This window comes from Streptomyces sp. NPDC058464 (assembly GCF_042721035.1).
Classification (GTDB): Bacteria; Actinomycetota; Actinomycetes; order Streptomycetales; family Streptomycetaceae; genus Streptomyces.
In genome coordinates, this window is the sequence record NZ_JBHXMA010000003.1 from 136,227 (window position 1) to 158,278 (window position 22,052).

General features: G+C 71.3%; 21 protein-coding genes and 1 pseudogene. 15 read left to right on the top strand and 7 right to left on the bottom strand.

Features of this window, described 5'->3' with window-relative positions; all coding sequences use genetic code 11:
- Nucleotides 1-97: 97 nt before the first annotated feature.
- Nucleotides 98-946, bottom strand: a complete 849-nt coding sequence (locus ACFWPQ_RS05700; protein WP_384030731.1) for a class I SAM-dependent methyltransferase — start codon at nucleotides 944-946, stop codon at nucleotides 98-100.
- A 367-nt stretch (nucleotides 947-1,313) separates the two neighbouring features.
- Between ACFWPQ_RS05700 and rpsA the strand changes: the two genes are divergently transcribed.
- From rpsA to ACFWPQ_RS05725, 5 genes are all read left to right on the top strand, one after another.
- A complete protein-coding gene (gene rpsA, locus ACFWPQ_RS05705) occupies nucleotides 1,314-2,810 on the top strand; it encodes a 30S ribosomal protein S1 (protein ID WP_351705100.1) in 1,497 nt (498 codons plus the stop codon).
- Nucleotides 2,811-3,238: 428 nt separating this feature from the next.
- Nucleotides 3,239-4,765: a flavin monoamine oxidase family protein gene (locus ACFWPQ_RS05710; RefSeq protein WP_384030734.1), complete on the top strand. Its 1,527-nt coding sequence runs from the start codon at nucleotides 3,239-3,241 to the stop codon at nucleotides 4,763-4,765.
- A gap of 165 nt (nucleotides 4,766-4,930) precedes the next feature.
- Nucleotides 4,931-5,869 (top strand): PAC2 family protein, encoded by a 939-nt coding sequence (locus ACFWPQ_RS05715; RefSeq protein ID WP_361283865.1) that lies wholly within the window; start codon nucleotides 4,931-4,933, stop codon nucleotides 5,867-5,869.
- A gap of 235 nt (nucleotides 5,870-6,104) precedes the next feature.
- Nucleotides 6,105-6,737 carry a dephospho-CoA kinase gene (coaE, locus tag ACFWPQ_RS05720; RefSeq protein ID WP_384030287.1) on the top strand — a complete coding sequence of 211 codons (633 nt, stop codon included), beginning with the start codon at nucleotides 6,105-6,107 and terminating at the stop codon, nucleotides 6,735-6,737.
- A gap of 50 nt (nucleotides 6,738-6,787) precedes the next feature.
- A complete protein-coding gene (locus tag ACFWPQ_RS05725; protein WP_384030289.1) occupies nucleotides 6,788-7,174 on the top strand; it encodes a tetratricopeptide repeat protein in 387 nt (128 codons plus the stop codon).
- 53 nt (nucleotides 7,175-7,227) lie between these two features.
- Here the strand turns inward: ACFWPQ_RS05725 and ACFWPQ_RS05730 are convergent, their stop codons facing one another.
- Nucleotides 7,228-7,527, bottom strand: a complete 300-nt coding sequence (locus tag ACFWPQ_RS05730; protein ID WP_384030291.1) for a DUF6343 family protein — start codon at nucleotides 7,525-7,527, stop codon at nucleotides 7,228-7,230.
- A 65-nt stretch (nucleotides 7,528-7,592) separates the two neighbouring features.
- Here ACFWPQ_RS05730 and ACFWPQ_RS05735 point away from each other — a divergent pair, with 65 nt between their 5' ends.
- Nucleotides 7,593-8,507 (top strand): acyltransferase domain-containing protein, encoded by a 915-nt coding sequence (locus ACFWPQ_RS05735; RefSeq protein ID WP_384030293.1) that lies wholly within the window; start codon nucleotides 7,593-7,595, stop codon nucleotides 8,505-8,507.
- Between the two features lie 126 nt (nucleotides 8,508-8,633).
- Nucleotides 8,634-9,314 carry a class I SAM-dependent methyltransferase gene (locus ACFWPQ_RS05740; protein ID WP_384030295.1) on the top strand — a complete coding sequence of 227 codons (681 nt, stop codon included), beginning with the start codon at nucleotides 8,634-8,636 and terminating at the stop codon, nucleotides 9,312-9,314.
- On the opposite strand, the gene ACFWPQ_RS05745 is transcribed toward ACFWPQ_RS05740, so the two are convergent.
- On the bottom strand, nucleotides 9,311-9,913 hold the full coding sequence (locus ACFWPQ_RS05745) for an RNA-binding S4 domain-containing protein (protein WP_384030297.1): 603 nt from the start codon (nucleotides 9,911-9,913) through the stop codon (nucleotides 9,311-9,313). The two genes, ACFWPQ_RS05740 and ACFWPQ_RS05745, sit on opposite strands and share 4 nt — an antisense overlap.
- Nucleotides 9,914-10,012: 99 nt before the next feature.
- On the opposite strand from ACFWPQ_RS05745, the gene ACFWPQ_RS05750 reads away from it, so the two are divergent.
- Nucleotides 10,013-10,723 (top strand): uracil-DNA glycosylase, encoded by a 711-nt coding sequence (locus tag ACFWPQ_RS05750; protein ID WP_384030299.1) that lies wholly within the window; start codon nucleotides 10,013-10,015, stop codon nucleotides 10,721-10,723.
- 10 nt (nucleotides 10,724-10,733) lie between these two features.
- On the opposite strand, the gene ACFWPQ_RS05755 is transcribed toward ACFWPQ_RS05750, so the two are convergent.
- Together ACFWPQ_RS05755 and ACFWPQ_RS05760 are read right to left on the bottom strand one after the other, a co-directional pair.
- Nucleotides 10,734-12,206 carry a LamG domain-containing protein gene (locus ACFWPQ_RS05755; RefSeq protein WP_384030301.1) on the bottom strand — a complete coding sequence of 491 codons (1,473 nt, stop codon included), beginning with the start codon at nucleotides 12,204-12,206 and terminating at the stop codon, nucleotides 10,734-10,736.
- Nucleotides 12,207-12,345: 139 nt separating this feature from the next.
- On the bottom strand, nucleotides 12,346-13,014 hold the full coding sequence (locus ACFWPQ_RS05760) for a GntR family transcriptional regulator (RefSeq protein ID WP_089100978.1): 669 nt from the start codon (nucleotides 13,012-13,014) through the stop codon (nucleotides 12,346-12,348).
- A 138-nt stretch (nucleotides 13,015-13,152) separates the two neighbouring features.
- On the opposite strand from ACFWPQ_RS05760, the gene ACFWPQ_RS05765 reads away from it, so the two are divergent.
- Nucleotides 13,153-14,634 (top strand): NCS1 family nucleobase:cation symporter-1, encoded by a 1,482-nt coding sequence (locus tag ACFWPQ_RS05765; RefSeq protein ID WP_384030304.1) that lies wholly within the window; start codon nucleotides 13,153-13,155, stop codon nucleotides 14,632-14,634.
- A 5-nt stretch (nucleotides 14,635-14,639) separates the two neighbouring features.
- Nucleotides 14,640-15,368 (top strand): aspartate/glutamate racemase family protein, encoded by a 729-nt coding sequence (locus tag ACFWPQ_RS05770; RefSeq protein ID WP_384030306.1) that lies wholly within the window; start codon nucleotides 14,640-14,642, stop codon nucleotides 15,366-15,368.
- Nucleotides 15,369-15,423: 55 nt separating this feature from the next.
- Here ACFWPQ_RS05770 and ACFWPQ_RS05775 read toward each other — a convergent pair whose 3' ends face one another.
- On the bottom strand, nucleotides 15,424-15,876 hold the full coding sequence (locus ACFWPQ_RS05775) for a GNAT family N-acetyltransferase (RefSeq protein WP_384030308.1): 453 nt from the start codon (nucleotides 15,874-15,876) through the stop codon (nucleotides 15,424-15,426).
- A complete protein-coding gene (locus tag ACFWPQ_RS05780; RefSeq protein ID WP_384030310.1) occupies nucleotides 15,873-16,286 on the bottom strand; it encodes a RidA family protein in 414 nt (137 codons plus the stop codon). The genes ACFWPQ_RS05775 and ACFWPQ_RS05780 overlap by 4 nt, the downstream gene beginning before the upstream one ends.
- Nucleotides 16,287-16,492: 206 nt before the next feature.
- Between ACFWPQ_RS05780 and ACFWPQ_RS05785 the strand changes: the two genes are divergently transcribed.
- The 5 genes and pseudogenes from ACFWPQ_RS05785 (at nucleotide 16,493) to ACFWPQ_RS05805 (ending at nucleotide 22,043) form a co-directional block, all read left to right on the top strand.
- Nucleotides 16,493-17,023 carry a hypothetical protein gene (locus tag ACFWPQ_RS05785; protein ID WP_384030312.1) on the top strand — a complete coding sequence of 177 codons (531 nt, stop codon included), beginning with the start codon at nucleotides 16,493-16,495 and terminating at the stop codon, nucleotides 17,021-17,023.
- Nucleotides 17,024-17,800: 777 nt separating this feature from the next.
- Nucleotides 17,801-18,190 (top strand): hypothetical protein, encoded by a 390-nt coding sequence (locus ACFWPQ_RS05790; protein ID WP_384030314.1) that lies wholly within the window; start codon nucleotides 17,801-17,803, stop codon nucleotides 18,188-18,190.
- A 52-nt stretch (nucleotides 18,191-18,242) separates the two neighbouring features.
- Nucleotides 18,243-18,766 (top strand): annotated as a pseudogene (locus ACFWPQ_RS05795) (nucleotidyltransferase domain-containing protein); the annotation flags it as partial.
- A gap of 73 nt (nucleotides 18,767-18,839) precedes the next feature.
- Complete coding sequence (locus ACFWPQ_RS05800) at nucleotides 18,840-19,571, top strand: hypothetical protein (RefSeq protein ID WP_089100973.1); 732 nt, start codon at nucleotides 18,840-18,842, stop codon at nucleotides 19,569-19,571.
- Nucleotides 19,572-20,186: 615 nt separating this feature from the next.
- On the top strand, nucleotides 20,187-22,043 hold the full coding sequence (locus ACFWPQ_RS05805; protein ID WP_384030316.1) for an FUSC family protein: 1,857 nt from the start codon (nucleotides 20,187-20,189) through the stop codon (nucleotides 22,041-22,043).
- The last annotated feature ends 9 nt before the right edge of the window (nucleotides 22,044-22,052 follow it).

Here is a 22,052-nt window from a genome sequence, read left to right on the forward strand (position 1 = left end):
CCCCGGAAACGCCCCGCACGCGCGCGTGCGTTTCCTTCAGGCGCTCAGGCGCTCAGGCGCTCAGGCGCTCAGGCGCTCAGGCGTGCTCGCAAGACGCTCAGTCTCGCTCGCACACGAAGATCGCCGTCCCGGGGATGAGATTGCCCCGCAGCGGGGACCAGCCGCCCCACTCGGACGTGTTCCAGGCCGGCCACTCCGGCTCCACCAGGTCGACGAGCCGGAAGCCCGAGGCGGCGATGTCCCGGACCCGGTCGCCGAGCGTCCGGTGGTGCTCCACGTACACCGCGTGTCCGTCCTCGTCCTGCTCGACGTACGGCGTCCGGTCGAAGTAGGAGGCGGAGACCGAGAGCCCTTCGGGGCCGGGCTCGTCGGGGAACGCCCAGCGGATCGGGTGCGTCACCGAGAAGACGAACCGCCCGCCCGGCCGCAGCACCCGCCGCGCCTCGCGCAGCACCAGCCGCGGATCGGCGACGAAGGGCAGCGCGCCGTACGCCGAGCACACCAGGTCGAAGGAGGCGTCCGCGAAGGGGAGCGCGCCCGCGTCCGCGCAGACCAGGGGAAACGATCCGCCGATGCGCAGCGCGTGCTGGAGCTGGCGGTGCGAGAGGTCCAGGGCGACCGGGCGGGCTCCCTGGGCGGCCAGCCAGCGCGAGCACTGGGCCGCGCCGGCGCCGATCTCCAGGACGGCCTTGCCCTTCAGCTCCTCCGGCGGGCCGAGCAGCTCCGCCTCCACCTCGTCGAGGCCCTCGGGGCCCCACACGAAACGGTCGTCGCCGAGGAACGTGCCGTGCTCGACCTGGTACTCGTCGGCGTTGCGGTCCCACCAGCCCCGGTTGGCCCGGCTGCTCTCCGCGATCCCGGCGGCACGCCGGGTGGCTTCCGGTTCGGCCTCGGCGCCGGTGGTCGCACCGGCGTCCGCGAGGTCGAACGAATCGGGCTCTTGGATGATCGGCTCCCTCGTCGTACTCTTCCGTGCAACCCGTCAGCGGGTGTGTCACGGAGGGGGTCCCTCAGGCGTGCGTGGCCTGGTGGGACGTTTCTTGTGCCGGGTATGCGGCGATCCGCCCCGGGTGTGCGCCTTCGCGCATTGACCCTGCCCGGCTGCCCCCGTATGCTACAAGTTGCGCTGCGGGCCTGCGCACCTCAGACGTAGCAGGCTGCGCTCGCATCTGTTGTATGTCCCCTCGGTTGTCGAGGCGTCACCGGTGTTTCGGGTGGCGCTTCCCAGGCTGTCCGGCTTCTTCAGAGCGAAACAGGCTCCCGGCGTAAGCAGTACCTACGACTTCAATGTCCGTACCGGAGCCCTTTCTCACATGACGAGCAGCACCGAGACCACCGCCACCACCCCGCAGGTAGCGGTCAACGACATCGGTAACGAGGAAGCCTTCCTCGCCGCGATCGACGAGACGATCAAGTACTTCAACGACGGCGACATCGTCGACGGCGTCATCGTGAAGGTCGACCGGGACGAGGTCCTGCTCGACATCGGTTACAAGACCGAAGGTGTCATCCCGAGCCGCGAGCTCTCGATCAAGCACGACGTCGACCCCAACGAGGTCGTCGCCGTCGGTGACGAGATCGAGGCCCTCGTCCTCCAGAAGGAGGACAAGGAAGGCCGCCTGATCCTCTCGAAGAAGCGCGCCCAGTACGAGCGTGCCTGGGGCACCATCGAGAAGATCAAGGAAGAGGACGGCATCGTCACCGGTACCGTCATCGAGGTCGTCAAGGGTGGTCTCATCCTCGACATCGGCCTCCGCGGCTTCCTCCCGGCCTCCCTGGTCGAGATGCGCCGCGTCCGCGACCTCCAGCCCTACGTGGGCAAGGAGCTCGAGGCGAAGATCATCGAGCTGGACAAGAACCGCAACAACGTGGTCCTGTCCCGCCGTGCCTGGCTGGAGCAGACCCAGTCCGAGGTCCGCCAGACGTTCCTCACGACCCTCCAGAAGGGTCAGGTCCGCTCCGGTGTGGTCTCCTCGATCGTCAACTTCGGTGCCTTCGTGGACCTGGGTGGCGTCGACGGTCTGGTCCACGTCTCCGAGCTGTCCTGGAAGCACATCGACCACCCGTCCGAGGTTGTCGAGGTCGGCCAGGAGGTCACCGTCGAGGTCCTCGACGTCGACATGGACCGCGAGCGTGTCTCCCTGTCGCTGAAGGCGACCCAGGAAGACCCGTGGCAGCAGTTCGCCCGGACCCACCAGATCGGTCAGGTCGTCCCGGGTAAGGTCACCAAGCTGGTTCCGTTCGGTGCGTTCGTCCGCGTGGACGAGGGCATCGAGGGTCTGGTCCACATCTCCGAGCTGGCCGAGCGCCACGTGGAGATCCCGGAGCAGGTCGTCCAGGTCAACGACGAGATCTTCGTCAAGGTCATCGACATCGACCTCGAGCGCCGCCGCATCAGCCTCTCGCTGAAGCAGGCCAACGAGTCCTTCGGTGCCGACCCGGCCTCGGTCGAGTTCGACCCGACCCTGTACGGCATGGCCGCGTCCTACGACGACCAGGGCAACTACATCTACCCCGAGGGCTTCGACCCCGAGACCAACGACTGGCTCGAGGGCTACGAGACCCAGCGGGAGGCGTGGGAGCACCAGTACGCCGAGGCGCAGCAGCGCTTCGAGCAGCACCAGCAGCAGGTCATCAAGAGCCGCGAGGCCGACGCCGCTGCCGCTGCCGAGGGTGGCGACGCCGCCGGTGCGGCTCCGGCCGCGGGTGGCGGTTCGTACTCCTCCGAGGGTGCCGACACCTCCGGCGCGCTGGCCTCGGACGAGGCGCTGGCCGCGCTTCGCGAGAAGCTCGCGGGTGGCCAGAGCTGAACGCTAGCCACTGGGCTTAGCCGATAACTGAGGGGCCGTACCTTTCGAGGTGCGGCCCCTTGGTGTTGCCCGGTTGCCCGGTTGCCCGGTTGCCCGGTTGCCCGGTTGTTCGTCGGCCGGCGGCCCGGTGGGGGCTGGTCGCGCAGTTCCCCGCGCCCCTGGGGGGAGTCGCGCCCCTGGGGGAGTCGCGCTCCTGGGGAGTTCGTGTCGCCGACTGTCGTGCCCCTGTGGGGAGTTGGCGTGGTCGGCCGTCGAAACGTGTGGGATACACGAATAGCCGCCGGGCCGTAACGCGGCGCTGGGACGCTTCCCCGGTCTTCGTTCAAGATCGGAAGGGGAGTCGCGTCATGACACAGCCTCACTACGGGTCGGGGACGAGTCGGCGGTCGTTTCTGAGGAACGTCGGTCTCACCGGCGGCGCCGGCGCCATGTTCGCCACCATGGGAGCCCTCGGGCTCGCCCCCACCGCCCAGGCCGCCCAGCGTGAACAGCCCTTCCGGGCGCTCAGCGCGAGCGACTTCACCCTCACCGGGCGCGCCGCGGCCAAGGTCGTCGTACTCGGCGGCGGCATCGCCGGCCTCGCGACCGCCTACGAACTGGGCAAGGCCGGCTACGACTGTACGATCCTGGAGGCCAGGGACCGCACCGGTGGACGCAACTTCACCGTGCGCGGCGGCGACTCCACCACCGACCTCTACGGCAACACGCAGACCGCGCGGTTCGCCGACGGCCACTACATGAACGCGGGACCGGCACGGATCCCGCAGTGGATGATCACCCTCGACTACTGCCGTGAACTCGGCGTTCCCATCCAGGTGTTCACGAACGTCAACGCCGACGCCTACATCTACAACGAGTCCGCCGGCATGACGAAGCCGGAGCGGTACCGCACCGCCAAGGCCGACGTATACGGCTATGTCTCGGAGCTGCTCGCCAAAGCGACCGACAAGGGGGCGCTGGACAAGGAGTTGACGGCCACCGACCAGGAGCGGCTCGTCGAGTTCCTCAAGGACTGGGGCGAACTCGGCGACACGCTGACGTACGAGGGCGGTGAGCGGCGCGGATACACGACCGTACCGGCCGCCGCGGGCACCCCCGGTGTGCTCCTCGGCGACGTCCCGACCGCCTCCGCGGTGCTCGCGAGCGGTGTCGGACGCTACTTCTCCTTCGAGTTCGGCTTCGACCAGGCGATGCTGATGTTCCAGCCGGTCGGCGGCATGGACCAGATACCGAAGGCGCTCACCCGGGCGATCGGCGCCGGGCGCATCCGTACCGGAGCCGCCGTCTCCAAGATCACCGACACCGGGCACGGCGTCACCGTGACGTACACCCAGAGCGGCCGTACCAAGGTCGTGGAGGCCGACTACTGCGTGGCCGCCATGCCGCCCAACATCCTCGCCAAGGTGCCGCACAACCTCGGCTCCGGGGTGCAGACCGCCCTGGAGGCCATCACACCGTCGTCCGCAGCCAAGATCGGCCTCGAGTACCGCTCCCGCTGGTGGGAACTGGACCACAACATCTACGGCGGCATCACCGAGACCGACCAGGACGTCACCCACATCTGGCACCCCTCGTACGGCTTCCACGGCGAACGGGGGGTCCTCATCGGCTACTACAACTACGACGACGACGCCGACTCCTACGCCAAGCTCACCCCGGCCCAGCGCGAACGGCGCGCGGTCGCCGCCGGCGTGAAGATCTACGGCGACAAATACCGCACCGAACTTGCCTCCTCCTTCTCCCACCACTGGCGCCAGACACCCCACCTGGAGGCCGCCTGGCACGACACCCCCGGCGGCCCCGACGACGCGCGCTACAAGCCCCTGAACGACCCCACCGGCCGGGTCTGGTTCGCCGGCGACTGGCTCAGCTACACGGACGCCTGGCAGCACGGCGCGTTCAGCTCGGCGCGCAAGGCGGTGACGGCGCTCCACGCGCGCGTGATGGCGGCCTGACCCCGGCACGCGCGCGTGCCCGCGTCCGGTGCGGACGCACGCACGCGCGCGTGCACCCTCTCCCGGCATGAGAAGGCGGTGAGAGGCGCCTGTTCGGGGCACCGGCGGGAATGCCTGTGGGAAGTGCCGCGTTGACCCGTACGAACACGAGGAGGAGCGGTCACAGTGCTTGATCCGCAGGGTTTGTACGCATGGGAGCCGAAGGGGCTGGCAGTCGTCGACATGGCGCTGGCCCAGGAGTCGGCCGGTCTTGTCATGCTCTACCACTTCGACGGATACATCGACGCGGGTGAGACCGGCGACCAGATCGTCGACCGGCTCCTCGACTCGCTGCCCCACCAAGTCGTCGCCCGCTTCGACCACGACCGGCTCGTGGACTACCGGGCGCGCCGCCCGCTGCTGACCTTCAAGCGGGACCGCTGGACCGAGTACGAGGAGCCCAGCATCGAGGTCCGGCTGGTCCAGGACGCCACCGGCGCGCCGTTCCTGCTGCTGTCCGGCCCCGAGCCGGACGTCGAGTGGGAGCGCTTCGCCGCGGCCGTCCGGCAGATCGTGGAGCGGCTGGGCGTCCGCCTGTCCGTGAACTTCCACGGCATCCCCATGGGCGTCCCGCACACCCGCCCCGTGGGCCTCACCCCGCACGGCAACCGCACCGACCTCGTCCCGGGCCACCGCAGCCCCTTCGACGAGGCCCAGGTGCCCGGCAGCGCCGAGTCCCTGCTCGAGTTCCGCCTCATGGAGTCCGGCCACGACGTCCTGGGCGTCGCCGCGCACGTGCCGCACTACATCGCCCGCTCGCCCTACCCGGACGCCGCCCTGACCGTCCTGGAGGCCGTCACGGGCGCCACCGGACTGGTGCTTCCCGGTATCGCGCACGCCCTGCGCACGGACGCGCACCGCACGCAGACGGAGATCGACAGCCAGATCCAGGAGGGCGACGAGGAGCTCACCGCCCTGGTGCAGGGGCTCGAGCACCAGTACGACGCGGCCGCGGGCGCCGAGACCCGGGGCAACATGCTCGCCGAGCCGGTGGAGATCCCATCGGCGGACGAGATCGGCCTGGAGTTCGAGCGCTTCCTCGCGGAGCGCGAGGGCGACAACTGAGGCTCCCGCACGCGACCCGCACCGGTCGGGCGACCTCACGGGCCGGGCGCCCCGCACCGACTGGGCGATCCGCACCGGCCGGGCGGTGAGCCCCGTGCGGGCAGCAAGCCTCGTGCGGGCGGCGAGCCTCGTGCGGGCGGCGAGCCTTTGGCGGGCGCGAGCCTTCGCCGGGCGGGTCGCGTGCGTGCGGGCCCCGTCACAGCCGGTGTCGGTGGCAGGGCCTAAGCTTCGGGGCATGCTGAAAGTTGGCCTCACCGGCGGGATCGGCGCCGGCAAGAGCGAGGTGTCCCGGCTGCTCGTCGGGCGCGGCGCGGTGCTGATCGACGCGGACCGCATCGCGCGTGAGGTCGTCGCGCCCGGGACCCCCGGTCTGGCGGCCGTGACCGAGGCCTTCGGACCGGAGGTGCTGGCCGCCGACGGCAGCCTGGACCGGCCGAAGCTGGGCTCGATCGTCTTCGCCGACCCCGAGAAGCTCGCCGTACTGAACTCGATCGTGCACCCCCTGGTCGGATCCCGCTCCCGCGAACTGGAGAGCTCGGCCGCCGGCGACGCCGTCGTGGTCCACGACGTCCCGCTCCTCGCGGAGAACGGCCTCGCGCCGCTCTACGACGTCGTGGTCGTCGTGGACGCCGCCACCGAGACCCAGCTGGACCGGCTGACACGGCTGCGGGGGATGACGGAGGAGGACGCCCGCGCGCGCATGGCCGCGCAGGCGACGCGCGAGAAGCGCCTGGAGATCGCGGACATCGTGATCGACAACGACGTCCCCCTGGACGCCCTTCAGCGGCGCGTCGGGGAGGTCTGGACCGACCTCGTGCGCCGGGCGCAGGCATCCGGTTCGAACGAGCGGAACGCGTCTTCGAAATAGCGGACACCCGTCCGGGCGTTGAACCGCTCGAGTGAGGGAAGGACTTTGCCGTGCCCGAGACCAGCGGTTCGACCGGACGTACTCCGGAGACGCATGTCATCGACTTCCGTGCCGCCGAGCACCTGCTCAACGCACGGGACCCGCGGGGTGCGGTGAAGCTGCTCGACGGAGTGATCGCCGCACACCCCGAGAACACCGCCGCCCGGCTGCTGCGCGCGCGTGCCTTCTTCGCCGCCGCCCAACTGCGCCCCGCCGAGCTGGAGTTCACCATCGTCCTGGAGCGCGAACCGGACAACGCGTTCGCCCACTTCGCGCTCGCCCGCACCTACGAGCGCCAAGGCCGTACCGACCTCGCGATACGCCACTTCCGGCTGGCGGCCGCCCTGGACCCGAACCCGGAGTACCTGAAGGCGGCCCGCTTCGACAGCGGTGCGTGAGCCGGCGGCGCGTGACCGGATGCTCCTTCGCGGATGCGTGGCCGGACGCTGCCTCACGGATGACGGTGCTGCGGCGGGCGCCGGAACGGCGGCGGGCGGGTGTCCGCGGGCCGGTACGGCGGCACGTCGCGGCCCGGCTGATAGTGCGGGCCCTGCCGCATGTGCCTGAGGATCATGGTCATGTCCACGGTGGCCACCAGCCACAGCACCCCGCAGGCCGCCGCCCAGCCGGGACGCCCGACCAGCACGAACGCCGCCGTGCCGAAGATGGACCAGGCCAGTCCCCACACGCTCAGCCACAACCGCGCCCGCAGCGCACTGCGGGCGGTCGCCGGTTCACTGCCTGTACGCATCCCGGATCACCGTTCCTGTCTGCAACGTACTCCTCGACCGGACGTTCACCAAGGGGGACCCAGCCGTGCTGCCGGACGCCGATGACCTGCCCGACCTGCTCCTCGACCTCGCCGTGCCGCACGAGGACATCAACGATCTGGTGGCGCTGCGGCGGACCGTGACCGCCGACCCAGGGCTCCGGCGGCTGCTGGAAGAGGGCGCCGAGGACGTGACCGGTGTGGTGCGGGAGGTGGACGACCCGGCCGGGCTCGTCGACCGGGCCGCCCAGGCTCCGGCGGCGCTGGGCGAGTACTTCCTCGTGTACGTCTTCCTCGCGGCGGTGCCGCACGCCCGCGCGGTGCACCGGGCACGCGGCATTCCCGACGACGTCTCCCGCCACACACTCGCCGACCTGGGCCGCGGCATGGCACTGCACCGCAGACGATTCGGCGCCGGAGGGCTGGGAGCGCGCCAGGCGCACTGGCTCACCCGCCACTTCTGCGGCCGCCTCTACCAGCTGGGACGCCTGCAGTACGAGCGGACGCGGCTCGGTGACCGCACGGCGCAGGCGATCAAGGCGGCCGGAACCGACGTGACCGGCGGCGAGCCCTCCCTGGACCTGCACATCCCCGACTTCCTCGGGCCGCTCACCCCGGTCGCCTGCGACCGTTCCGTGGACCGTGCCCGGGAGTTCTTCGCCCGGCACTTCCCCGAGGAACCCCACGCGGTCGCGACCTGCCATTCCTGGCTGCTCGATCCGCAGCTGTGCCGGCTCCTCCCGGCGGGCTCCAACATCGTCCGCTTCCAGGAGCGGTTCCGGCCCGGGTGGGTGGATCAGGAGCCGGCCGACACCACACCGGTCGCCTTCGTCTTCGGCGACCCGGACCTGCCGGTCCGGGACCTGCCCCGGCGGACGTCGGTGGAGCGGGCGGTCGGCGACCATCTGCGGGCGGGCGGCCACTGGTACGTCGGTCACGGATGGTTCCCGTGGGACCAGTGAGGTCGTCAACTGCGCCCGGCGGCAGAAAAGTTCCCGCTGGACCTTCGAACTGCTCGAACGAGTGAACCGTCCCGGTGCGGGAACGGCGGCGCGGCGACGGGCCGTTGTTCGGGCATGACGGTTGAAATGCGTGAGGGACACGAGGGAACGGGACCCGGAGCGATCACCCCGGACGGCTGCGCGGTCGAGCTCTACGCGCGCCTGGCCGCCGGGGACGAGCCGGACATCATCGAGGCGGCGGTCCCGGCCGGCGCCCACATTCTGGAGCTGGGCTGCGGTGTGGGGCGCATGACGCACCCGCTCCTGGAGCGGGGCTTCACGGTCACGGCGGTGGACGAGTCGGCGGATATGCTGGAGCGCGTCCGCGGGGCGCGCACGATACGCAGCACCATCGAAGGGCTCGACCTGGGCGAGAAGTTCGACGTGGTGATGCTCGCGTCGTTCCTGGTGAACACCGGGGATGCGGAGGAGCGTCGGGACATGCTGCGCACCTGCGCGGCGCACGTGGCGGACGGCGGCAGCGTGCTCATCCAGCGGGAGGGCGCGGACTACCACACGAAGGTGCCGAGGGAGAGGGTCGACCCCAGTGGCTACACCGTCCGGATCGTGTCGGCCGAGCCGGTCGGGGACGGGGTGAACTCGGTGCGCGCGGAGTACGAGTTCCCGGACGCCACCTGGACCCAGACCTTCCTGGCCCGGCCGCTCACCGAGGAACAGTTCGAGCAGGCGCTCGCGGAGGCGGGACTGGAGGTGGCCGAGTATCTGACCGAGGACGGGATATGGGTGAGGGCGGTGCCCACGGTTTAGTGAGGCCTTGTCGAGCCCATCCCGCCCGTACCCGTGCCGCCCCTGCTTGTGCCGCCCCCGCCCATGCCGCCGAAGCCGCGCAGTCGTTCCAGTTCGCGGCGGTCGCGCTTGGTGGGGCGGCCGGTGCCGCGGTCGCGGATGCCGATGGGGGAGAAGGCCTCGCGGGGCGGGGGCGGCGGGGAGTTGTCGATGTAGCACACGGCGGCCACCGGAGCGCCGACCCGTTTGCGGATCAGCCGTTTCACGATGACGACCCGCTCCCACCCCTCGTTGCGTACCCGCACCTCATCGCCGACGCGCACGGAGTGGGAGGGCTTGACCCGCTCGCCGTTCACCTGGACGTGCCCGCCCTTGCAGGCGGTGGCTCCCATGGAGCGGGTCTTGATCAGGCGGACGGCCCAGATCCAGCTGTCGATCCGCACGTTCTCGCCGGGAGCCGGCCCCGCGGCCTCGGCGGCGGCGACGGCCGCGGCGATCGCGGCGGGGTCGGGAGCCGGGGTGGCGGGGGCCTCGGTTCCCTCGCCGGGCCCGGCTGAGGCGGGTGCCCCGGACCCTCCGCCCGCGAGCTCCCTGCCGTCGTCCGCATCCTCAGAAGCCATGCCCCGACCATAGCCCCCCGAGCCGACCCCGACGGAACCGTTTGACCGACGCCCACAACCGCGCACCCCGCCTCGGCGGATCGGCCCTACCGTTGAAACGTGAACCGCACCCCGCGCACCCCGCGCGCCGAGCTCGCCCACCTCGACCAGCGCGTCATTGTCTGCCGTGCCTGCCCCCGCCTGGTCGCGTGGCGGGAGGACGTGGCACGTACCAAGCGCGCGGCGTTCGCCGACTGGACGTACTGGGGCCGGCCCGTTCCCGGCTTCGGGCCCGCCGACGCCCGGCTGCTGATCATCGGCCTCGCCCCGGCCGCGCACGGCGGCAACCGCACCGGCCGGATGTTCACCGGTGACCGTTCCGGCGACGTGCTGTACCAGGCGCTGTACGACGTCGGGCTCGCCTCGCAGCCGACGTCGGTGAGCGCCGACGACGGCCTGGAGCTGTACGGCGTGCGTGTCACCGCGCCCGTGCACTGCGCCCCGCCCGCCAACAAGCCGACCCCCGAGGAGCGCGACACCTGCCGCTCCTGGCTGGTCGAGGAGCTGACGCTGCTGCGGCCGACGCTGCGGGCCGCCGTCGTGCTCGGCGCCTTCGGCTGGCAGGCCGCGCTGCCGGCCTTCGCGGCGGCGGGCTGGACCGTGCCCCGGCCCCGCCCGGCGTTCGCCCACGGCACCCGGGTCGGCCTCGGCGGCCTGGAGCTCTTCGGCTGCTTCCATGTCAGCCAGCGGAACACCTTCACGGGCCGCCTCACCCCCGAGATGCTCCGCGACGTGCTGCGGACGGCGGCGGAGGCAGCCGGACTGGGGTGAGGGGCGGGGCTCAGACGATCCGGGCCGCCGCCACCGGGCGGTCGTCCACCGTGTGGGTGCCGGTGGACGCGGAGGAGTTGACGCTCCAGCGGTACCGGGAGAACGCGCCGGTGGCGTCGGAGGCGTAGAACATCATGTGACCGATGCCGACGCCCTGGAAGTTCTCGCCGTCCACGTCGCTGACCATGCGGGTGTCCGGGTATCGCGGGTAGTTGCTGAGGCCGTGGACGCCGTGCGGGTCGGAGGTGCAGTCGACGATCTCGACGGCGTACTGGGTCTCGCCGGCGAAGTCGGCGACCCCGCTGAAGACGCCCTTGACCTCTCGCACCATGACGATGTGCCCGGTGTTCTCCGCGTCCTGCCCGTTGTAGTCGACGGCGATCAGGTCGCCCGGCAGCAGCTCGGTGACCTTGCGGATGCGGCGGAAGCGCGGGCCGGCGGTGCCGTTGCGGAACGCCGAGCAGTAGTCGGCGGCCTCCGGGCCCTTCTCCTGGAAGTACTGGAGGAAGTAGGCGTCGGTGGCCCAGCCGTAGGTGTGCCTGAGCAGCGCCGTGACGAAGGACGAGCAGCGGGCCCGGGCCACCCAGCCGGCGAGGTCGTCCGGGCGGCCCCAGGTCACGGTCGCCGAGGTGTCCATCAGATAGACGTTGTTGGCGCGTGCCGTCCGCCCGCTGACCAGGGCGATCTCATCGGCGTCAAGGGCATGGCCGTAGGCGCGGACATCGTCGATCGCGCCCTTGAAGCGGTTCACGTAACCGCCGTCCCAGCGGGCCCGGCCGATGCTGAAGCCCTGGTGCGAGGCCCACGACAGGGTGGTGTCGGCACTGCCCTCCAGGACGCCGTTGACGTAGAGCCGGACGCGGGCGCCGTCCCAGACGCCTGCCAGATGGGTCCAGACGCCCGTCTTCGTGACCGGCGTGGCCGCGAGCGCCGAGACCTTGGTGCTCTGGTCCTCGCTGCGTACCTTGAACGCCCAGGTCCCGGCCGCGTCGTCGTACTGGAGCAGGAAGCGGCTGGCGCTGCCGCCGTCCTGGCTCACGGCCGCGTACATGGTGGTGAGCACGGCGTCGCCGGCCAGCCTGACCCAGGCCGTGACCGTGAACGGGGCCGTGGTGTCCAGGACGGACGCGGTGGCGGCGTAGGCCCCGGAGGTGCCGTCGAAGCTCAGTTCGCCGCCCGCCCGCAGACTGGTCCAGCTCGCTCCAGGGCCCGCGGCGACCGGGTGCCCGAGGCCGGAGCGGTCGGCGCCGGAGCCGTCCAGCGGCCAGTGCCCGGCCAGACCCGTCGGCAGATACCCGGCCGCCAGCAGCCGCTGGTACCGCACCAACTGCTCGGCCTCGGCCAGATGCGGCACGGCGACCGGGGTGAACGGTGTGTCCAGCGGCTCGTCGGCGGCGGCAGTTCCCGCACCCACCGCCATGCCGGCCACCGCGCCCGTCCCCACCAGGGCGGCTCTGCCCAACAGCCCCCGTCTGCTCACCATGGTCATGTCCTCCCCGTCCGGTCCATCGCGTCCATCCGGTCCATCCGGCCTATCCGATTCGTCCGGTCCATCCGGATCCGTTGCGATCCTCGTCGGCGAGGAGAACCCCAAGAGCTTCCTGCGGGAACCGGTCGGGCGGCTAGGCGCCGGTGTCCTCGCCGAACAGGTGCCGCACCGTCGACCGGTAGTTGGCCTGGACGTGGCCGAGCGCGCGGGCGCGGGCGCGGTCCGGGTCGCCGGAGGCGATCGCGTCGTACAACTCGCGGTGTTCGGTGAGGAGCTGGGGCCACTCCTCGTTCCGCCGGGTCAGCCAGCGCAGCCTGCCGTCGACCGGTTCCATGACCGAGATGAGCAGGCTGTTGCCGGCCAGCGCCAGGATCCGGTCGTGGAAACGGGTGTTGATGTCGGTGATGGTCTCGGCGTCGCCCGCCTCGGTCGCCGTGGCCGCCCGGTCGAGCAGCTCCCGCAGCTCGGCCAGCGCCTCCGGGGTCGCCCGCGCCGCCGCCAGCCCGGCCGCGTACACCTCCAACGCCTCGCGCAGCTCGAAGAGTTCCTTGACATCGGTCGGGGTCAGCCGGCGGACGACCGTACGGCGGGCCGACTCGAAGAGGACGAAGCCCTCGGCGACCAGGGCCCGGATCGCCTCCCGGACCGGTACCCGGGAGACCCCGAACCGCTCGGCGAGCTCCCGCTCCACCAGCCGGTCACCGGGGCCGAGGCGCCCCGCGATGATGTCCTGCCGCAGGGTCGCGAGGACGCGCTCGCGCACCGCGCCCAGGGGTTCGATCTTCGTGGTGGGGGAGCCCATGAGGTCATTTTCGCCGACCCGGGGCGCTTTTACGGAGCCGTAACGGGACGGACATCGGTCGGAACGCTTGACGGGAGCACCATGACCGCAGTTTGGTATACCAAAAGCTGGTACACCGGTTGGTTCCCTGGAGGCCCCGTGTCCCTCGCCGACCGCGCCGAAGCCACCGGCGCAACCGTGTTCGTCCCCGACCCCCGGCTCACCAACGAAGACCTCGCCCCCGCCGAGCAGCGGAACTGGAAGGTCTTCGACCTCTTCGCCATGTGGATGTCCGACGTCCACAACCTCGGCAACTACACCTTCGCCGCCGGCCTGCTGGTCCTCGGCATGAACGTCTGGCAGGTCTTCACCTCCCTGCTCGCCGGCTTCGTGCTCATCTACATCGGCATGAACTGGATGGGCCGGATCGGCCAGCGCCACGGCGTGCCGTTCCCGGTGGTCAGCCGGATCAGCTTCGGCGTCTGGGGCGCCAACATCCCGGCGCTGATCAGGGCCGTGATCGCCATCATGTGGTACGGCATCCAGACCTATCTGGCCTCCGTCGCCGTCAACGTGATGCTGCTGGCGGCCTGGCCGGGCCTGAAGTCCCTGACGGAGAGCTCCTTCCTGGGCCTGGACACGCTGGGCTGGATCTCCTTCGTCTCGCTCTGGCTGATCCAGGCGGCGATCATCAGCCGGGGCATGGAGACGATCCGCAGGTTCCAGGACTTCTGCGGCCCGGCGATCTGGCTGGTCATGATCGCCCTCGCGGTCTGGATCCTGGCCAAGGCCCACTGGACCATCTCGCTCACCTCCACCCCGCACCCGGTCTCCACCGGTGAGCAGTGGCGGCAGTGGTTCGGCGCGATCGGCCTGATCCTCGCCACCTACGGCACCCTGATGCTCAACTTCTGCGACTTCTCGCGCTTCGCGCCCGACTACCGCACCGTCCGCCGCGGCAACTTCTGGGGCCTGCCGATCAACTCCACGGCGTTCGTGGTCGTCTCCGTGATCGTCACGGCCGGTTCCCTGGAGGTCTTCGGCGAGGCCATCACCGACCCGGCCGAACTGGTCGCCAAGGTCGGCAACACCTGGGTCCTGGTCGTGGCGGCGCTGACCTTCGCCGTCGCCACCATGGGCGTCAACATCGTCGCCAACTTCGTCTCACCGGCGTACGACCTGGCCAACGTCTGGCCGCAGAAGATCAGCTTCCGGGTCGGCGGCATGATCAGCACCGTCGCCGCGCTGGTCGTCACCCCCTGGAACCTCTTCTCCAACCCCACCGTCGTCAACTACTTCCTCGGCGGCCTCGGCGCGTTCCTGGGCCCGCTGTTCGGAGTGATCATGGTCGACTACTACTGGGTCAAGCGCGGCCGGGTGGACGTCCGGGAACTCTTCGACGCGACCCCCGGCTCCCCGTACCACTACCGCAAGGGCGTCAACCCCAAGGCCCTGTGGGCGTTCCTGCCCTCGGCGGCGGTCGCGGCCGTGCTCGCGCTGGTGAAGACGTTCAGCGACGTGGCGCCGTACTCCTGGTTCATCGGCACGGCGCTGGGCGCGGGTCTCTACCTGACGCTGTGCCGCCGTGACCGCGCTCCCGCGCCCGCCCCCGCCCCCGTCGCCCTGGCCGAGGAGGTCTGAAGGACGTGCGGATCGTCGTCACCAACTGCAACACCACGCAGGAGATGACCGAGGAGATCGTACGAGGTGCCCGGGCCGCCGCAGGCCCGGGCACCGCCGTGACCGGGCTGACCCCGGCCTGGGGACCCGAGTCGGCGGAGGGCTGGCTCGACAGCTACCTGTCGGCTGCGGCGGTCCTGGACGCGCTGCGGACGTACGCCGGTCCGCCGTACGACGCGGTGGTCATGGCCGGTTTCGGCGAGCACGGGCGCGAGGGCGTGCGGGAGCTGGTGGACGTGCCCGTCGTCGACATCACCGAGGCCGCGGCCCACCTGGCCTGTCTGCTGGGCCGCCGCTACGGCGTCGTCACCACCCTGGACCGGTCGCGCGGGCAGATCGAGGACAGCCTGGAGACCGCCGGGGTGGCCCGCAACTGCGTCGCCGTCACCGGCACCGGACTCGGCGTCCTCGACCTCGCCGGTGACCCCGGACGTACGGAGGCCGCGTTCCTCGCGGCGGCCGAGCGGGCCCGGGACGCCGGCGCCGAGGTCCTGGTCCTCGGCTGCGCCGGGATGACGGGGCTGCAGCGGGTGGTGGGGGAGAAGCTCGGGGTTCCGGTGGTCGACGGGGTCGGCGCGGCGGTGAAGCTGGCCGAATCGCTGGTGACGCTGGGACTCACGACCAGCCGGGCGGGAAGCTACCGGAAGCCGCTGGCGAAGCGACGGGCGTGGGGGGCCGCACCGGGCCGGCCCTGAGGGTCCGGCTGTTGCGGGTCGGCTGTTGCGGGTCGGCCGTAGCGGGACGGCCGGGTCAGGGCCGCCACACGTACCGCACATCCGGCTCCCGCTCCTCGTTCCCGCTCCCGTCCGTGTACTCGACGGCGACGAAGCCGTGCCGCTCGTAGAAGCGGTGGGCGGGCTTGTTGACCTGGAAGGTCCAGAGCGTGAGCCCTTGCGGGGAGCGCTCCTTGGCCAGGGCGACGAACCGGTCGCCGACGCCGCGGCCCCGCCACTCGGGGGCCAGGTACAGCTGCGACAGCAGATCCCCCGCGAGGACCATCATCCCGACGACCCGGCCGCCGCCCTCCGCGACCCACGTCTCCCGCTCCGGCACCACGACGTCCCGGATGTACGCACGCACCTCGTCGTCCGAGCGCGGTCGGACGACGGTGGGCAGGGCGGCGCCGAACGACCGCAGCCAGACGTCGGCGACCTCGGCGGCGTCCGGCCCACCGGCTCGGCGCAGGACGACGCCGGCGTTCATCCCTGCGCCCCTTCGGGCACGACGGCCGTGGCCGTGATCTCCACCAGCTGCCCGGTGTAGCCCAGACAGGCCACGCCGATGAGCGTCGACGCGTGCGGCCCGGCGCTGAGCCCGGAGGCCTCGACGACCTCCCAGACGCTGGACAGCACCGCGGGCTCACTGCTCACGACATACACGTCGGTCGCCAGCACATGCTCCAAGTCGCTGCCGACCGAGCGGAGTTGCTCCCGCAGGTTCGCGATCACCCGCTCGGCCTGCCGCGGCGGATCCCCCTCCCCGACGAGCTTTCCTTCGTCGTCCAGCGGAACGGAACCGGCGAGGAACGCGAGCTTCGTACCGGCCTCGACGACGGAGACATGGGAGTACCCGGGCGGCGGAAAGAGAGCCGGGGTGGTGACGCGCTGGATCACTGGGGCTCCTGGAGTGAACGACGGGCGACCCACCGATCATCCGCGCTCGCGCGGGGCGGGCGCACCTGAATTTCCGGCCGCGGGGCGGGGTGCCGGCTGACGGTTCGGCCGCCCGTGCCGGACGAGCGTGCCGTGGGCGCTGGTCTGGCTCGGTTTCCTTTCTTTTCAATCCATTCCTGTCTTTTCGGATCCACTGATGGCCGGAATTGCTCTCTTTCGTTACGAAGAATTCCCACTCACTCTGTGACCGGGGACGATGGGCGTTCCTGAGCGGCCGGGGGCTCGGCATACGGTTGCTGGTCGACGAGCCGCCGGACGAGCGGTGCTCGGCGGAGTTGCAGAACATGGTCGCCCGCCTCTGTCTGGTGCCCTCCCGGACCGACCTCATCCTCGACATGGGTGCGGTCATGGACGGCGACGAGACGGTCAAGGACGCCATCGCGGCGCTTGACCTGCTGGGCACGTTGTTGCCCTGGCGGATGGTGGTACTGACCTCCGGAGCGTTCCCGCGCTTTCACGAGGAGCGCGGCAGGCCTTCCGCATACGAGGTGCGACGCCATGACCTCGACCCCAACCGGGGATTCCGCGGGGCCGAGTACGGCGACGGCGAACGCTGGCTGCACGAGTGCGCCGCGGGCGAAGGAGCCAAAGGGTCGGGTAATCCCGAGACGTGGATCAGAGTGGGGCACCTGCAGCACATGGCCTTTGCCGTGAACCAGCTGTCCCAGGGCGGGTGACCGAGACCGGTTTGCCTGCTCCCGAATCGCGCGTAAGGTCCCCAGGCTGATGCATGAAAGGATCGCAGGACGCGTTCGGGGATGAGCCGGGGGAAGCGCCCGTGACGCAGGGCAAGAAGCCTCCACCGGTACCGAACGCTTCGAGTACCTCGTCGTCTGCAAGAAGTGACACTACCTGGTGGACGGTCTCCCGGTTCTCGTCCCGGCGTCGCACTCCCGGAGTTCCTTGTCGACGGCGGAGGCAGCTCGGATGCTTGACGGGACCGTGCGGCTGATCACCACCGAGAGTCTCGGGCGATCGGTGCGCAGCGCTCAGTTCAGGAAGGACGATGCCGCCGGCCTGGTGGTCCTCGCCGAGCGACTTGAGTCGGCCGGAGCGGCCGACAGCCCGATACGCACCGAAATCGCCGGGTGGATCGTCGGCCAGGGAGATCCACAGACCGCAGAAGACCCGAAGCCGAACCGCCGGATGGCGAACTTGCGGTCACTGAGGCCGAGTTCACGCCAAAGGCCGGCTGTCGAGCAGGCGCCGGCGAGCCAGACTCTGGTACGCCGACGCGGCCCGCGTCACTCGCGAGCAGGCACGCTGCCGGCTGCCGTAGCATGCGCTGTCCGTTCCGCCAGGTCTTGTCCGGCGGAACGGACGAAACACGATGGGCGGCTCTGCTGACGACGCCGGGAGCTCAGGGCGTCGGCGGGCGCTGTGCTGTGCGCTCCGCCCGAACCCGACTACCTCACCGACCGAAGATCCACGCGAACCCGGGGAAGTGCTGAACGATGTCCGAGGCACCGGAGACCGGACGGCTCGCGAGACGAGTCGTGGAGCACCTCGATGTGACACCCCTGGAAGCGCTGCTCCTGTATGTGGGTGCCGACTGGCCCGAGGCGTACATACCGATCGACGAACCCTTCGTCGCCGCGCTGTGCCCCGGCCGGACCCCCGTCCCGCCGCTGCACCCCGTGACCGTCATCGAATCCCGTTACGGCGGGGCCTATGAGCCGGGCGACTGGCTGGCCTTCCCCTGCCCGCCGGACGAACTGCCGGACGGGTGGGACGACGAGGACGTCCCCTGTATGCGCTTCTGGGACAAGAACGCCGACGCTGTCGGCGGCGGAAGAACGCCCGCCGAGGCGTACGCGGCGTTGATGGCCCGCCTGCTCGCTTGAGTCCCGTACGCTCGCAGGAGCCGTAGCCCCGTGTCCGGCCTCACCGATTCCGCCTTCCTCCCTCCGTGCTCTCGGGTGGGAGGGCGATCTCGACGTGGTCGAGCGGGAGCCGGCCGAGGCGGAGGAGGGGCGGGTCCGGGGGAGCCGTTGCTGTTCCATCTCGCCGGGATCCCCAGCTACCTGGTCGTCGCCGAGCGGGCGGGCAACCGCGTGCTCAGCGGCACCCTGGTCCGCCCGGCGGGCTGCCCCGGGCGGCTGCGTGTCACCGCCCCCGGACACTGGCGCGGTGTCGCCCGCGCCACCCTCGCCCACGCGAAGGCCACCCTCGCCCACGCGAAGGCCAACCACGCCCCGAACGGCCGCCTCACCGAGGTCGTCGGCGCCGTCGCCACGGCCGCCCTCCAGATCGGTCACGCCGTTCTCGCCGCCCGCGGGGAATGGGTGACGAACGAGAAACGGCTGCTGGAGCGGGCCGGCTTGCGGGGCGTCGACGACATCCTCGGCGGATTGCGCGCGGAATCCGGGGAGTTGGTCGGAGCCGTTGCCGAGGACGAGCTGCTATTCGGCTTCGGGTGATGTATCCGCCCGTATCCGCCCGCCCGAAATAATGGTTGGGAATAGGCCAGTTGCCGCTGCTACCGTCCTTCACGTGGCGAAACTCAATCAGATCATCGCGGTCGAGAAGGGCATCAAGTCCAAGGCGCATCAGGACCTGACGTCGGCTCATCACGGGTTGCAGAAGCCCGCGTTGCTGGCCGGTATCTCGCGGACGTATCAGCCGAAGGACGAGGAGGGCGAGCAACTGCCGCCCGAGTCCACGCGGGTTCAGGTCAAGGCCGAGGACGTGCTGCGGGAGACCTCGGCCACGCTGACGCGGCTCTTCGACGTGACCGCCACCAAGGACTGGGCGAACTGCGAGGCCAGGGCCGATGTGAAGGTGGACGGGCGGGTGCTGGTCACCGACGTGCCCGTCGCCTACCTGCTGTTCCTGGAGAAGCAGCTCGTCGATCTCAATACTTTTGTGCGGAAGCTGCCCGTGCTCGACGCCTCCGAGTCGTGGGTGCAGGATCCCTCCACCGACGCCTGGAAGACCGAGCCGGTGCGGACCCTGCGCACCAAGAAGGTGCCCCGCAACCACGTGAAGGCCGAGGCCACCGAGAAGCACCCGGCTCAGGTCGAGGTGTATTACGAGGACATTCCGGTGGGGTACTGGACCACCGTGAAGTTCTCGGGTGCCCTGCCCGCACGGCGCGTCAACGAACTCCTCGACCGGGTCGAGAAGTTGCAGCAGGCCGTCAAGTTCGCCCGCGAGGAGGCGAACGGCGCCGACGTCGTCGACCAGCGCGTCGGGGACGCCGTGTTCGGCTATCTCTTCGGATAGCCCCTACAGACCCCCCGGCCCCTGCGGCCGGGGTGCGCGAGGAGCGCAAAGCTGAAGCTGAGCCTTGTCGTGAAGAGCGGTCGTACCCACAAGTGCACACCACGCACGCCGTGCACATCGGGCGGGCCGCGTTGAATCTCAGACTCTCGCTCCAGACTCAGCATTCGCCGCCGATCGCCGGATCGACCGGGCCCGGGCCCCAGTACGTCGAAATGCAGGTTCAAGTCCTGCCCGCGCAGCTCGATGCGTGGTGGTCCAAAGGAAGGACGCGGCGACCTTACGACTGACCCGGGTTCTCAAGTGTGCCGGCGTGTGACGATGGGCGGCATTCCGGGGCCCGGGGGCAGGCTACGCCCCCGGGCCCGCTCGCGTTCCGCCCCGAGCCGGGTCCGAATCGGGTCCGAGCCGGGTCCGAATCGGGTTCGAGTCGGGTCCGAACCGGGTCCGTACGGAATTGCGTTCATAAAGAACGCGGCTCTCCGGGGCACTTGTCACACCCGCGAAATGCGAACGCACCTTTTCGTACGGGAACGCGATCTACCGTGGACACCGAAGCCAACAGCCCGGCCACCGTCGCCCGAAGGCACACCCCGCCCTCGTCCGGACAGGAGCCCCGTGTCCCGTCGTATCGCCCTGCCGCCCTGGCTCGCCCACGCCCTGCGCGCCCAGCGCGGGCCCGTGTCCTGGAGCGCGGTGACGCGAGGGGCGCTGGCCGCCGGACCGTTGCTGCTCACCGCCGTCCTGCTCCACCGCACCTCCCTCGGCGTCGTCGCCGCCATCGCCGCCATGCTCGCCGGGATCAACGACCGGCCGGGCAGCCGCCGGTCCGCCGTACGGCGCCTCGGGGTGCCCGCGGCGGCCGGTGCGCTCGGACTGCTCGTCGGGACGTACGGCGGCGAGCACCTCACCGCCGTACCCCTCACCCTGCTGCTCACCGGACTCGGCCTGGTCGCCGGTGGCATGAGCGCCGTCGGGACCGTCGCCTCCGGGGCCGGGACGCAGTTGCTGGTCGCCGCCGCCATCGGCGCCGGGATGCCGGTCGCCGAGGCGGGCTGGCAGCGGGCCCTCGCCTTTCTCGCGGGCGCCGGGTGGCTGGTCGTGCTGCGGCTCGCCCTGCCCACCCCCGGCGCGCTCGCCGGTGACTTCCGCTTCGACGGGGAGCGGGACGCTGTCGCCGCCGTGTACGACGCCGTCGCCGACCTGCTCGACGCGGTGGGCGGCGAGACGGCCGGCCCCCGGCGCGCCGCCCTCACCGCCGCGCTCGACCACGCCCAGGACGCGCTCACCGGCCCCCGGCTGCGGCGGCACGCCAGCTCCGCCGCCGAACGCCGGCTGCACGCCCAGTACGCCGCGGCCCTGCCCCTCGCCGAGGCGGCCACCGCCCTCGCCTGGGCCGGGGAGCCGATATCCGCGCGGGCGGCCGAGGGACCCCGGCGGCTCGCCCTCGCCGTGCGGGCGAACGGCGGCACCGGGCCGCTGCCCGCACCCTCGCGGTCCGCGCCCGCGCTGCGCGCCCTCGACGACGCCCTGCTGCGCGCCGCGGAGACCTTCGACCGGGCCGGGGGCGGCGCGCAGCGGCCACCGGCCAGGCGCCGCCCCGCCCTCGACCTCGTACGGGCCGCTTTCGGCAGCGGCGGGCGGGAGTACGGGCTGCGGGTCGCCCTCTGCTTCGGGGCCAGCGCCGCCATCGCCCAGGCCCTGCACCACGCCCGCTGGTACGGCGAGCACCAGCACTGGTACTGGCTGCCCGCCACCGCCGTCTTCCTCGTCAAGCCCGACCTCGGGCCGCTCGCCTCCCGGGTGCTGTGCCGGGCCGCGGGAACCGTGCTCGGCGCCCTCGTCTTCGCGGGCCTCGCCGCCGTACTGCCCCGGCCCGAAGGGCTCATCGTGCTGGTGGCCGTCTGCGGGGCGGTCATCCCGGTGTCCACCCGGCACTTCGGCGCCCAGACCGCCGTCGTCACCGTCCTCGTGCTCGCCCTGGTCATGGTCGGCGGCGAACCGCAGGCCTCCGTCAGCCGCATCGGCGAGACCCTGCTGGCCTGCGCGATCGTGCTGATCGTCGGCCATCTGCCGATGGCGGGGAAGCGGGGCGGCGGGGTACGGGCCCGCCTCGGGTCGGCCGGGCGGGCCGCGCACGCCTATCTCGACCACGTGCTGAGCGGGTCCGGCGACCGCGGCGAACGCTGGGCGCTGCGCCGCGAGGCCTACCGCACCCTCGCCGAGGCCCGCACCGCGATCGCCCTCGCCGCCGCCGAACTCCCCGCCCTCGCCCGGCACACCGAGGGCACGGACGCCGTGGCCGCCGTACTCGAACGGCTCGTGGACACCACCACGGCGTGCGCCGTGCACCTCGACGAGACGGGGCGGCTCACCGCCCGCCACACCCGGCAACTCGAAGACCTCGCGGCCGAGTTGGAGCGGGACGGGCAGCGGCTCGGGCTCGTGGTGCCGCAGATGCCGGTCGCCGCGTAGGCAGTTGCC

Excerpts from the sequence above, each read along its gene's own strand:
- ACFWPQ_RS05730 (WP_384030291.1), bottom strand. The coding sequence starts at position 7,527 with ATGCGTACAGGCAGTGAACCGGCGACCGCCCGCAGTGCGCTGCGGGCG.
- ACFWPQ_RS05755 (WP_384030301.1), bottom strand. The coding sequence starts at position 12,206 with ATGGTGAGCAGACGGGGGCTGTTGGGCAGAGCCGCCCTGGTGGGGACG.
- ACFWPQ_RS05790 (WP_384030314.1), top strand. The coding sequence starts at position 17,801 with ATGTCCGAGGCACCGGAGACCGGACGGCTCGCGAGACGAGTCGTGGAG.
- rpsA (WP_351705100.1), top strand. The coding sequence starts at position 1,314 with ATGACGAGCAGCACCGAGACCACCGCCACCACCCCGCAGGTAGCGGTC.
- ACFWPQ_RS05775 (WP_384030308.1), bottom strand. The coding sequence starts at position 15,876 with ATGAACGCCGGCGTCGTCCTGCGCCGAGCCGGTGGGCCGGACGCCGCC.
- ACFWPQ_RS05745 (WP_384030297.1), bottom strand. The coding sequence starts at position 9,913 with ATGGCTTCTGAGGATGCGGACGACGGCAGGGAGCTCGCGGGCGGAGGG.
- ACFWPQ_RS05760 (WP_089100978.1), bottom strand. The coding sequence starts at position 13,014 with ATGGGCTCCCCCACCACGAAGATCGAACCCCTGGGCGCGGTGCGCGAG.
- ACFWPQ_RS05710 (WP_384030734.1), top strand. The coding sequence starts at position 3,239 with ATGTTCGCCACCATGGGAGCCCTCGGGCTCGCCCCCACCGCCCAGGCC.
- ACFWPQ_RS05740 (WP_384030295.1), top strand. The coding sequence starts at position 8,634 with ATGCGTGAGGGACACGAGGGAACGGGACCCGGAGCGATCACCCCGGAC.
- coaE (WP_384030287.1), top strand. The coding sequence starts at position 6,105 with ATGCTGAAAGTTGGCCTCACCGGCGGGATCGGCGCCGGCAAGAGCGAG.